This window comes from Streptomyces sp. NPDC060209, from assembly GCF_042728155.1.
In the GTDB taxonomy this organism is placed as follows: domain Bacteria; phylum Actinomycetota; class Actinomycetes; order Streptomycetales; family Streptomycetaceae; genus Streptomyces.
Genome location: NZ_JBHWZS010000091.1, coordinates 16,513 through 27,918 on the forward strand (window position 1 = coordinate 16,513; position 11,406 = coordinate 27,918).

11 protein-coding genes are annotated in these 11,406 nt (G+C 66.2%); 8 read left to right on the plus strand and 3 right to left on the minus strand.

All coding sequences use genetic code 11. The features are described 5' to 3' along the window. Positions 1 to 10: 10 nt before the first annotated feature. The 3 genes from gnd to dnaA all read right to left on the minus strand — a co-directional run bounded on the left by gnd (position 11) and on the right by dnaA (position 4,941). Entirely contained in the window at positions 11 to 889 is an 879-nt protein-coding gene (gene gnd, locus ACFWFI_RS19175) for a phosphogluconate dehydrogenase (NAD(+)-dependent, decarboxylating) (protein WP_387391384.1), read from the minus strand. Between the two features lie 146 nt (positions 890 to 1,035). After that, positions 1,036 to 2,166: a DNA polymerase III subunit beta gene (gene dnaN / locus ACFWFI_RS19180; protein WP_356742083.1), complete on the minus strand. Its 1,131-nt coding sequence runs from the start codon at positions 2,164 to 2,166 to the stop codon at positions 1,036 to 1,038. 999 nt (positions 2,167 to 3,165) lie between these two features. Continuing rightward, entirely contained in the window at positions 3,166 to 4,941 is a 1,776-nt protein-coding gene (gene dnaA, locus ACFWFI_RS19185) for a chromosomal replication initiator protein DnaA (protein WP_387391386.1), read from the minus strand. Positions 4,942 to 5,322: 381 nt separating this feature from the next. Here dnaA and rpmH point away from each other — a divergent pair, with 381 nt between their 5' ends. The 8 genes from rpmH (at position 5,323) to ACFWFI_RS19225 (ending at position 11,319) form a co-directional block, all read left to right on the plus strand. After that, positions 5,323 to 5,460: a 50S ribosomal protein L34 gene (rpmH, locus tag ACFWFI_RS19190; RefSeq protein WP_014047156.1), complete on the plus strand. Its 138-nt coding sequence runs from the start codon at positions 5,323 to 5,325 to the stop codon at positions 5,458 to 5,460. Positions 5,461 to 5,478: 18 nt separating this feature from the next. Next, positions 5,479 to 5,850 (plus strand): ribonuclease P protein component, encoded by a 372-nt coding sequence (gene rnpA / locus ACFWFI_RS19195; protein ID WP_099173276.1) that lies wholly within the window; start codon positions 5,479 to 5,481, stop codon positions 5,848 to 5,850. Next, complete coding sequence (yidD, locus tag ACFWFI_RS19200; RefSeq protein ID WP_387391390.1) at positions 5,847 to 6,206, plus strand: membrane protein insertion efficiency factor YidD; 360 nt, start codon at positions 5,847 to 5,849, stop codon at positions 6,204 to 6,206. The genes rnpA and yidD overlap by 4 nt, the downstream gene beginning before the upstream one ends. 3 nt (positions 6,207 to 6,209) lie before the next feature. Continuing rightward, positions 6,210 to 7,481: a membrane protein insertase YidC gene (yidC, locus tag ACFWFI_RS19205; RefSeq protein ID WP_387391393.1), complete on the plus strand. Its 1,272-nt coding sequence runs from the start codon at positions 6,210 to 6,212 to the stop codon at positions 7,479 to 7,481. A 14-nt stretch (positions 7,482 to 7,495) separates the two neighbouring features. Then, complete coding sequence (locus ACFWFI_RS19210; RefSeq protein ID WP_387391396.1) at positions 7,496 to 8,005, plus strand: Jag family protein; 510 nt, start codon at positions 7,496 to 7,498, stop codon at positions 8,003 to 8,005. Positions 8,006 to 8,104: 99 nt separating this feature from the next. Beyond that, positions 8,105 to 8,821: a 16S rRNA (guanine(527)-N(7))-methyltransferase RsmG gene (rsmG, locus tag ACFWFI_RS19215; RefSeq protein ID WP_203181421.1), complete on the plus strand. Its 717-nt coding sequence runs from the start codon at positions 8,105 to 8,107 to the stop codon at positions 8,819 to 8,821. A gap of 306 nt (positions 8,822 to 9,127) precedes the next feature. Then, positions 9,128 to 10,222: a ParA family protein gene (locus ACFWFI_RS19220; RefSeq protein ID WP_387391405.1), complete on the plus strand. Its 1,095-nt coding sequence runs from the start codon at positions 9,128 to 9,130 to the stop codon at positions 10,220 to 10,222. Beyond that, complete coding sequence (locus ACFWFI_RS19225; protein ID WP_387391399.1) at positions 10,219 to 11,319, plus strand: ParB/RepB/Spo0J family partition protein; 1,101 nt, start codon at positions 10,219 to 10,221, stop codon at positions 11,317 to 11,319. The genes ACFWFI_RS19220 and ACFWFI_RS19225 overlap by 4 nt, the downstream gene beginning before the upstream one ends. Positions 11,320 to 11,406 lie beyond the last annotated feature (87 nt).

Below are 11,406 nucleotides of genomic sequence, written 5' to 3' on the forward strand. Positions count from 1 at the left end.
TCCTGCGGTTCTACTTCTTGTTCTCGACCGCGTGGCCGCCGAACTGGTTGCGCAGCGCGGCGATCATCTTCATCTGCGGCGAGTCGTCCTGCCGCGAGGCGAAGCGCGCGAACAGGGACGCGGTGATCGCGGGCAGCGGCACCGCGTTGTCGATGGCGGCCTCGACCGTCCACCGGCCCTCGCCGGAGTCCGCGGCGAAGCCACGGAGCTGGTCGAGGTGCTCGTCGTCGTCCAGCGCGTTGACCGCCAGGTCGAGCAGCCAGGAACGGATGACCGTGCCCTCCTGCCAGGAGCGGAAGACCTCGCGCACGTCGGTGACGGAGTCGACCTTCTCCAGGAGCTCCCAGCCCTCGGCGTAGGCCTGCATCATGGCGTACTCGATGCCGTTGTGGACCATCTTGGCGAAGTGGCCGGCGCCGACCTTGCCCGCGTGGACGGAACCGAAGTCCCCTTCGGGCTTGAGGGCGTCGAAGACGGGCTGGACCTTCTCCACGTTCGCGGCCTCGCCGCCGTACATCAGGGCGTAGCCGTTCTCCAGGCCCCAGACACCGCCGGAGACACCGCAGTCGACGAAGCCGATTCCCTTGATGCCCAGCTCGACGGCGTGCTTCTCGTCGTCGGTCCAGCGGGAGTTCCCACCGTCCACGACGATGTCACCCGGGGAGAGCAGCTCGGCCAGCTCATCGATGGTGGACTGGGTCGCGGCACCTGCCGGGACCATCACCCACACGACGCGGGGACCCTTGAGCTTGCCCACAAGCTCTTCGAGGCTGTGGACATCGGCGACGTCCGGGTTGCGGTCGTAACCGATGACCGTGTGGCCTGCGCGGCGGATGCGCTCGCGCATGTTGCCGCCCATCTTGCCGAGGCCGACGAGACCGAGCTCCATCAGAGATTCCTTAAGCGTTGTGCCGATTCGTACCCAGGCCCGAGCCTACGCCCGGCCAGGACAGCACGGCGGGGTGCAGCACGGTGAGCCCGCTCGGCGCTGAGCCTGCCCGCCGGAAACTGCCATGAACAGGAACGACCACCGGATCAGCCGGAGAGGCGCACCGGCATGATCAGGTACTTGTACGCGTCGTTCGCCTCGGCGTCGACAGCCGGCCGGCCGCTGAGCAGCGCGGGCTTGGTCGACGTCGTGAAGGAGAGCTGCGCGACCGGGGAGTCGATCGCGCTGAGCCCGTCCAGCAGGAAGGTCGGGTTGAAGGCGATCGAGATGTCGTCGCCCTCGAGCACGGCGTCGACACGCTCCACAGCCTGTGCGTCGTCGCTGGAACCGGCCTCCAGGATGAGCACACCCTGCTCGAAGCTGAGCCGCACCGGGGTGTTGCGCTCGGCCACGAGGGCCACACGCTTGACGGCCTCGACGAACGGGGCGGTCTCGATGACCGCGACCGAGTTGAACTCGGTGGGGAAGAGCGTCCGGTACTTCGGGAGGTCGCCCTCGAGCAGTCGCGTGGTCGTACGGCGCCCGGCACCCTCGAAGCCGATGAGCCCTTCGCCCGCACCCGAGCCGGACAGCGCCAGCGTCACTGTGTCGCCGCTGGTCAGCGCCTTGGCGGTGTCCAGGAGTGTCTTCGCGGGCACCAGCGCCACGGCCGAGGCGTCGGGGTTCTCCGGCTTCCACAGGAACTCGCGGACCGCGAAGCGGTAGCGGTCGGTCGATGCGAGCGTCACGGTGTCGCCCTCGATCTCGATCCGGACGCCGGTCAGCACGGGCAGGGTGTCGTCGCGCCCGGCCGCGATGGCGACCTGGGCCGCCGCGGAGGCGAAGACCTCTCCGGGCACGGTGCCCGTGGCGGTCGGCATCTGCGGCAGTGCCGGGTACTCCTCCACAGGCAGGGTGTGGAGTGTGAACCGCGAGGAGCCGCAGACCACTGTGGCCCGTACACCGTCTGTGGAAATCTCGACCGGCCTGTTCGGCAGGGCGCGGCAGATGTCGGCGAGCAGCCGGCCGGAGACGAGGACCGTGCCGTCCTCCTCGACCTCGGCGTCGACCGAGACCTTGGCCGAGACCTCGTAGTCGAAGCTCGAGAAGCTGAGGGCTCCGTCCTCGGCCTTCAGGAGAAGGCCCGCGAGAACGGGCGCCGGCGGACGGGCCGGGAGGCTGCGGGCCACCCAGGCCACCGCCTCCGCGAGTACATCGCGCTCCACCCGGATCTTCACCGGAACCGCCTCCTGCTGTTGCTCGCTCGCCCTGCTGGTCTTCGTGGTCTGGACGGGGCTCCTGGCCGAAGGGCCGGGGACACCGCCGGGGTCCAGTCTGACGTACGGCACCGACACTCGTTGCTGCTCGGGGTCAAGTCGTGCCAAGAGGTTCGCCGAGCTCGCCGCTCGAGTTGTGCACAGGCCCCACTTCGAAGCGGATTCCTGGCTAACTCTGAGTGGTAGTAGTAGTAGGCCCTGTGGAAACCGTGGATAACGTCGTTTCCGCAGGTCAGCAGCGGTTTTTTGTCCACCGACCCTGTGGGTGACACCGGTGGACAACCATGCGTTTCTGTGGACACGCGAAAGTTCTGCACACCCGATGCACAGGGCGGGGTGACTTCTCCCCAGGGCTGTCCCCAGCTTTACCCACGTTCCCCACAGCTCAACCGAGCCCCCTCGTGTGACGCCTTTCACTCGGGGGCGTGAAAGCGGGTGTTGGGTTGCCGAACAGTGGACAGGGGTGTGGAGAAGCTGGGGACAACGGGGGCGTGCCTGTGGGCCGACGGTGGACAACATCATCGAGTGCCTGTGGACGAAAACTCTGTCCACAGGCTGTGGATCATCGTTGACCACAAATCCCCAGGCATGTGACCTGGCCTGATGGAGTATCGACAGCCGACCCTGTGGACGCAATCTGGACAACTTCACAGTCCCCAGGCTGTGGACGCCAGATTCCCGTTCCTTCTGTGGAGAAGCCCTCGTCAGAGGCCTGTATTCGAACACTCCGCACGGATTCGGCCGCCCCGCAGACCGTCGACGTGAGTGGGAGCGGGTGCGTGGAGGGGTCCTGAAGGCCGCCGCAGGCCGCCCAGGACGACTCCAGAACGACTTCGTGACCGCTCCTGGAGTCGCGCTCGGAGGCTCCTGACGAAGAAAGGCGCCCCATGAGGACGTCGTACGGTCCTCGCGGGGCGCCTGTGGCGCGCTGTGCGGCGGTCTGGCTGCCGGTCCGGCGCGTCAGCCGTTCTTGATGCGGTTGGTGAGCTCGGTGACCTGGTTGTAGATGGAGCGCCGCTCCGCCATCAGGGCACGGATCTTCCGGTCGGCGTGCATCACCGTGGTGTGGTCGCGTCCGCCGAACTGGGCGCCGATCTTGGGCAGGGAAAGATCCGTCAGCTCGCGGCACAGATACATCGCGATCTGGCGCGCAGTCACCAGGACGCGGCTGCGCGAGGATCCGCAGAGATCCTCCACCGTCAGTCCGAAGTAGTCCGCGGTCGCCGCCATGATGGCCGGCGCGGTGATCTCGGGAGCCGAGTCCTCGCCGCCCGGGATCAGGTCCTTGAGCACGATCTCGGTCAGACCGAGATCCACAGGCTGCCGGTTCAGGCTCGCGAAGGCGGTCACACGGATCAGAGCGCCCTCCAGCTCGCGGATGTTGCGCGAGATGCGGGAGGCGATGAACTCGAGCACCTCCGGCGGGGCGTTGAGCTGCTCCTGTACCGCCTTCTTGCGAAGGATCGCGATACGCGTCTCCAGCTCCGGCGGCTGCACATCGGTGGTGAGGCCCCACTCGAACCGGTTGCGCAGCCGGTCCTCGAGGGTCACCAGCTGCTTGGGCGGACGGTCCGAGGACAGCACGATCTGCTTGTTGGCGTTGTGGAGCGTGTTGAAGGTGTGGAAGAACTCCTCCTGCGTCGACTCCTTGCTCGCCAGGAACTGGATGTCGTCGACCAGGAGGATGTCCACGTCTCGGTAGCGCTTGCGGAAGGTGTCGCCCTTGCCGTCGCGGATCGAGTTGATGAATTCGTTGGTGAACTCCTCGGAGCTCACGTACCGCACCCTGGTGCCCGGGTAGAGGCTTCGCGCGTAATGACCGATCGCGTGCAGCAGGTGGGTCTTGCCGAGCCCCGACTCCCCATAGATGAAGAGGGGGTTGTACGCCTTCGCGGGCGCCTCGGCGACGGCGACCGCCGCCGCGTGCGCGAATCGGTTGGACGCGCCGATCACGAAGGTGTCGAAGAGGTACTTCGGATTCAGCCGGGCGTGCGGCTCACCGGTTCCGGGCGGGGGCGCGGACTGGGTTCCCATGGGACCACCGCCGGCCCTTCCGGGGCCGCCCTGGCGGTGCTGTGGCTGCTGGTCCTGCAGATCGTGTCGGTCGCGGCTGTCACGCTGCTCGTAACCCTGGTGCTCGGGCGGCTGCGGACGGTAGTCGTGCTGCGGCTGCTGAGGGCGCGGGCCGGCGTACGGGTCGCGGTCCTGGTACCCGCCGTGCCGGGGCTGCCAGGAGAGGTCCTCCTGGGTGCGCGGCCAGGCGCCGGGCTCGGGGCGGTGCTGCTGGTAGTCCGGGTAGGCGGGGCGGGCCGTCGGCATGCCGTCGTCGGAGGGCCTGGGGCCGTAGCTGTCGTACCCGTCGTTGCGCGACGGCTCGTCGTGCTGCGGTCCCTGGTAGCGGTGCGACTGCTGCCCCTGGTGGGGCTGGTGCATCGGGGGCGCGGGCGGAGCGGGAGGCTCGCCGGCCGAATCGTCGACGGTGATCGCGATCCTGATCGGGCGCCCGCACTCACGGGTCAGCGTCTCGCTGATCAGCGGTGCGAGCCGGCCCTCGAGGACACGCTTGCCCCACTCGTTGGGTACGGCCAGCAGCGCGGTGTCGGCGACGAGTGCCAGGGGCTGGCAGCGCTCGATCCACTGCTTGTCCTTGGGCTCGATGCCCTGCTGGCCCTCCCCGAGGAGTTGTTCCAGCACTCGTGGCCACACTGCGGCAAGATCGGCAGGTACGTCAGCCACAAGGCACGCTCTCTCGCATGTCCCACGAATGTGTGCTTCTCGGGACGGGATGGGTCGGGTCGGGTGAGGCCCGGCAGGAAGGAAGGAAAAGAACCGGAGTTCAGCCACGGTAGTCAGGCCGACCCGCGCGGTTCAAGTTGTTGTCCACAGGCTGTGTACAGCAGGGGGTGGCGCGGAGCCGGTTTGACCGGATGGCGTAGCCGCGCGTACCGTGACCAGGTCGAGTTGTCGATGGCTGCTGCCGCCTGCCTCCGATGGGCAAACATCACGATCTGTGATTGTGAAGCGGTGCACTAAGGCGTTTACGCGAGTTCCTCGTGGGCGCACGGTGACAGCCAGGCGATGTCCCGCCAACACACGAATCATTTCTGGAGCCCCCGAGTGAGCAAGCGCACCTTCCAGCCGAACAATCGTCGTCGCGCCAAGACCCATGGCTTCCGGCTTCGCATGCGTACCCGTGCCGGCCGCGCGATTCTCGCGAACCGCCGTGGCAAGGGTCGCGCAAACCTGTCCGCCTGATCGCGGCCAGGTCATGACGTGCTGCCTACCGAGAATCGGCTGAGGCGGCGCGAGGACTTCGCAGCCGCTGTACGCCGGGGACGTCGGGCCGGACGCCCGCTACTCGTCGTGCATCTACGCAGCGGTGTTACGGACCCGCACGTGACAGGGGAGAGTGCTCCCCCGCCACGTGCGGGTTTCGTTGTCAGCAAAGCAGTGGGTGGAGCAGTCGTTCGCACCGCGGTGAAGCGGAAGCTTCGCCATCTGGTCCGCGATCGGCTTGCTCAGCTGCCCCCCGGTAGCCTTGTTGTCGTACGAGCGCTACCCGGATCGGGTGACGCCGACCATGCACAGCTGGCCCGAGACCTGGACGCCGCCCTTCAGCGGCTGCTGGGAGGGGGCGCGCGATGAAGTACCCGCTGCTGGCTCTTATCAAGCTGTATCAGTGGACGATCAGCCCGCTTCTCGGGCCTGTCTGCCGTTACTACCCGTCGTGTTCCCACTATGGATATACGGCGATCGACCGGCACGGTGCGATCAAGGGAACAGCGCTGACCGCATGGCGCATCCTTCGTTGCAATCCGTGGTCACCCGGCGGCGTGGACTACGTACCGCCACGCAAACGTCCGCGTTGGCACGAACTGCTGCGCAGCTGTGTGCGTGGCGGCAAGGGCGGGGACTCCGCCGCCGATGTGCCTTCCGGGGGGTCGGTCTCCGAACCCCTGAGCCCGGCCACAGAGACCTCGCCCAAAGCTCAAGGAGCCTGATTAGTGGACACGATTGCCAGTCTGTTCAGCTTTATCACCACACCTGTTTCATGGGTCATCGTCCAGTTCCACAAGCTGTACGGAGCGCTCTTCGGCGATGACACGGGGTGGGCCTGGGGCCTGTCCATCGTGTCCCTGGTGGTCCTGATCCGGATCTGTCTGATCCCGCTTTTCGTCAAGCAGATCAAGTCGACCCGGAACATGCAGGTGCTCCAGCCGAAGATGAAGGCGATCCAGGAGCGCTACAAGAACGACAAGCAGCGTCAGTCCGAAGAGATGATGAAGCTGTACAAGGAGACGGGTACCAACCCGCTCTCCTCGTGCCTTCCCATCCTGGCGCAGTCGCCGTTCTTCTTCGCCCTGTATCACGTGCTCTCGGCCATCGCCTCGGGCAAGACGATCGGTGTCATCGACCAGCCGCTGCTGGACAGCGCCCGTCAGGCACACATCTTCGGCGCACCGCTGGCCGCGAAGTTCATGGACAGCGAAGAGAAGGTCTCGGCCCTCGGTGCCTCGCTGACCGACGTCCGCGTCGTCACCGCGATCATGATCGTGATGATGTCCGCGTCGCAGTTCTTCACACAGCGCCAGCTGATGACGAAGAACGTCGACCTGACGGTGAAGACCCCGTACATGCAGCAGCAGAAGATGCTGATGTACATCTTCCCGCTGATCTTCGCCGTCATGGGCATCAACTTCCCCGTCGGTGTCCTTGTGTACTGGCTGACCACCAACGTCTGGACCATGGGTCAGCAGATGTACGTGATCAACCAGAACCCGACTCCGGGCAGCAAGGCGCAGGACCAGTACCTGAACCGCGTGCTGAAGAGCGTGACCTCGCACGGCGAGGTACGTGGTCGGACGCGGCGTAACACGGTCAAACGGATCGTTGCCAAGGGTCCCGACCGCAACGACATCGAGCGCAAGTTCATCACCGGTCTGGGCAAGCTCGGCCTCGCCGCCCAGGAAGACGGAACGGTGACGAAGAGCGAAGCAGCCGTCCTGGAGGCCGAGGGCGGCGCTGCGCCCAAGCGCCAGCAGCCCAAGCGCCAGACCAAGGCGAAGCGTCACACTGCTGCCACGCATTCCGACACGGCGAAGGACTCCGGCTCCAGCGGGTCGGAATCCAAGACGTCGCTGGAGAAGCAGGACGCCGCATCGCAGGACGACAAGCCGAAGCCGGCGGACAAGCCCGCCGCGTCCGGCTCCTCACGCCAAGCCAAGTCCGGACAGCGCAAGGGCCCGCAGCGGCCCAAGCACCCGTCCAAGAAGTAAGAAGGAGTCCATCCGTGACGGAAGGCACCACCACCACGGCCGCTGAGGGCAGCGACACTCTGACTCGCCTCGAGCAGGAGGGGGAGATCGCGGCTGACTACCTCGAAGGCCTGCTCGACATCGCCGACCTCGACGGCGACATCGACATGGATGTGGAGGCGGACCGGGCCGCGGTCTCGATCATCAGCGAATCGGCGCGCGACCTGCAGAAGCTTGTGGGGCGCGACGGTGAGGTGCTGGAGGCACTCCAGGAGCTGACGCGCCTGGCCGTTCACCGTGAGACCGGTGACCGCAGCCGCCTGATGCTGGACATCGGCGGCTTCCGTGCCAAGAAGCGTGAAGTTCTCGCCGCGCTGGGTGCCAAGGCCGCGGATGAGGTCAAGAGCTCCGGCGAGCCTGTGAAGCTGGAGCCGATGACACCGTTCGAGCGCAAGGTCGTGCACGACGCGGTCGCGGCAGCAGGTCTGCGCAGTGAGTCCGAGGGCGAGGAGCCGCAGCGCTTCGTCGTCGTTCTCCCGGCCTGACCGGATCCTTGTACTGTCGGCCCCGTCTGTTCGCAGGCGGGGCCGATCTTTGTCAGCCTGATAGTCAGCGTGCTAGTGCGGTACGGAAGGACGGTCCCCGTGACGGAGGAAGCAGAGCTCCCTCAGGCGCCCAAGGAGGCGCAGGCGGTATTCGGTGAGTTCTTTCCAGAGGCTGTCAGGTACGCGGAGCTGCTCGCGGACGCGGGCGTCAAGCGTGGACTGATCGGTCCTCGCGAGGTGCCGCGCCTGTGGGAGCGCCACCTGCTGAACTGTGCGGTGCTCTCCGAGGTGGTTCCCGAGGGCGTCACGGTGTGCGATGTGGGATCGGGAGCCGGCCTTCCGGGTATCCCGCTGGCGTTGGTACGCCCCGACCTGAAGATCACGCTGCTCGAGCCGCTCTTGCGTCGCACGAACTTCCTTCAGGAGGTTGTCGAGCTCTTGGGGCTGGATCACGTGACGGTCGTCCGTGGTCGGGCTGAAGAAGTGCTCGGAACGCTGCAGCCCGTTCACGTGGTGACGGCACGGGCGGTTGCCCCGCTCGACCGGCTCGCTGGATGGGGAGTCCCCCTGCTCCGCCCGTACGGAGAGATGCTGGCACTCAAGGGGGGCACAGCCGAGGAAGAGATCCAAGGGGCTCGTGCCGCCCTGAGCAAGCTCGGAGTGGTGGAGACCGAGGTGCTGCACGTCGGTGAGGGCCTCGTTGATCCTGCGGCCACGGTGGTGCGTGTGGTGGTGGGAGAGAGTCCGGGCGGTGTGAGGTTCGCCGCAAAGCGCGCCAAGGCCGCGAGGGTGGGTCGGACGCGTCGACGCCGATGAGTTCGGGCTGACCGAGAGCTCTGAGTGGCCCCTTTTCTTTGTTTTTGGTGCGATTGAGGCTTCTTTGTACTGATGCTCCATGCATGCAGCGATATCTGCTGCCTGCGGAGTGTCGAGAGCCTGCTGCTGGGCTGCGGAGGCATCGTGTTTCACGTGAAACGTCGCTCTCTGCTGCAGGGAATCATCGGCCGCGGTCGTGCGGCTGCCGCGCCGCGCGACCGCAAGCCCGTAAGGGCTATCGAGTTGTCCACAGAACCGGATTCATCCACAGAACAGTCGGCCTCGCTGGTTCACGACCCCGAAAGCATGGCAGGCTCTGTTCATTGCGAGCCTGAAGTCGAGGAGAGTGAATCCTTGCGGTCCGACGCCAACATCGCGGGACCGATGACCGATCCGGTCCCCGGTCCCCGTACCGAGTCCCTGGGGGACGGTGTTTCACGTGAAACACCGCCACCGATGGACGACACACCTATTGGCCGTGCGGCTCAACTAGCGGTCGAGGCCCTTGGCCGCGCCGGCGAGGGGCTGCCACGGCCAGACCGGACACGCATCATGGTTGTCGCCAACCAGAAGGGCGGAGTGGGCAAGACGACCTCGACGGTCAATCTTGCCGCCTCGCTCGCGCTGCATGGTGCGCGCGTGCTGGTGGTGGACCTTGACCCGCAGGGGAACGCCTCCACGGCTCTGGGGATCGACCATCACGCAGAAGTCCCCTCCATCTACGACGTTCTGGTGGAGAGCATGCCGCTCTCCGAGGTGGTGCAGCCGGTCCCGGACGTTGAAGGCCTCTTCTGCGCGCCGGCAACCATCGATCTCGCCGGAGCGGAGATCGAGCTGGTGTCGCTGGTTGCGCGGGAGAGTCGACTGCAGCGGGCGATCCAGGCCTATGACCAGCCGCTGGACTACATCCTCATCGACTGCCCGCCTTCGCTCGGCCTGCTGACGGTCAACGCACTCGTGGCCGGAGCGGAAGTGCTCATCCCGATTCAGTGCGAGTACTACGCACTGGAAGGCCTTGGTCAGCTACTTCGCAACGTCGACCTGGTCCGAGGGCATCTGAACCCCGACCTTCACGTGTCGACGATCCTGCTCACGATGTACGACGGCAGGACCAGGCTTGCTTCGCAGGTCGCGGAGGAGGTGCGCACCCACTTCGGTAAAGAGGTGCTGCGGACCAGCATTCCGCGCTCCGTGCGCATCTCGGAGGCGCCGAGCTACGGGCAGACCGTCCTGACGTACGATCCGGGCTCCAGCGGGTCTCTGTCCTACCTCGAGGCGGCCCGTGAGATCGCGCTGAGAGGCGTCGGAGTGCATTACGAAGCCCAGCACGCTTCAGCGGGCGAGTCTGCCCACAGGGGCGTCCAGAACAGTCAGCAGAGTCATTCGGAGGGCATGCAGTGAGTGAGCGTCGTAGAGGGCTGGGGCGTGGGCTCGGTGCGCTGATTCCCGCAGCTCCGCAGGAGAAGCAGGTCGTGAGTCCTGCGTCCGGTACGAATGCGATGGGCGCGTCCCCCACCATGACCGCCGAGCGTGGAGTGGCCGCTGCAAAATTGGCCGCGCTTCCCTCCGGCCCCTTGGTCCCGGAGCCGAGTTCTCCGGTCGGGGAGATGGAGCCCGTCGGCGGGCAGACCGATTCCGCCGGGGCGTACTTCGCTGAGATTCCCCTTTCTTCGATCACGCCCAACCCCAAGCAGCCTCGTGAGGTCTTCGACGAGGATGCTCTGGCAGAGCTGGTCACCTCCATCAAGGAGGTCGGTCTCCTTCAGCCCGTCGTCGTACGCAAGGTCGCCGAGGACCGCTACGAGCTCATCATGGGTGAGCGCCGTTGGAGGGCGTGCGGAGAATCCGGTCTGGATCGCATCCCGGCCATCGTCCGTGCGACTGATGACGAGAAGCTGCTTCTCGACGCCCTCCTGGAGAACCTGCACCGGGCTCAGCTGAATCCCTTGGAAGAGGCGGCAGCGTACGACCAGCTGCTGAAGGACTTCAAGTGCACTCACGATCAGCTGGCGGACCGGATCGGCAGGTCCCGCCCTCAGGTGTCGAACACGCTCCGTCTGCTGCGGCTCTCCCCGCCGGTGCAGCGCAGGGTCGCGGCAGGGGTCCTCTCAGCCGGACATGCGAGGGCCTTGCTGTCGGTGGACGACTCCGAGGAACAGGATCGGCTGGCTCACCGCATCGTGGCCGAGGGGCTGTCGGTGCGTGCGGTCGAAGAGATCGTGAATCTTCTCGGATCGGAGCCCACGAGTTCCGCGAAGCCTCGGGGGCCCAGGGCCGGCGGCCGGGTCTCACCGGCTCTGACAGATCTTGCTTCGCGTCTCTCCGATCGGTTCGAGACGCGGGTGAAGGTCGATCTCGGGCAGAAGAAGGGAAAGATCGTCGTCGAGTTCGCCTCGATGGAGGACCTGGACCGCATTCTCGGCAGCCTTGCGCCGGGTGAGGGGCGCGTGCTGGAACGGAGTATCGAGGAAGAGCAGGCTGAGGCCGACGAGGTCTGAGTCTGCTGGATGTCGCAGGGCGGGCCGAGTTCCGGTAAGTTTTACAGAAAAAGGCCCGCCCGTTTCCGTCTAAAGGTATACCCAACA

Coding starts and splice junctions, on each gene's coding strand:
- gnd (WP_387391384.1), bottom strand. CDS start 889: ATGGAGCTCGGTCTCGTCGGCCTCGGCAAGATGGGCGGCAACATGCGC.
- yidD (WP_387391390.1), top strand. CDS start 5,847: ATGAAGTACCCGCTGCTGGCTCTTATCAAGCTGTATCAGTGGACGATC.
- ACFWFI_RS19220 (WP_387391405.1), top strand. CDS start 9,128: ATGGCAGGCTCTGTTCATTGCGAGCCTGAAGTCGAGGAGAGTGAATCC.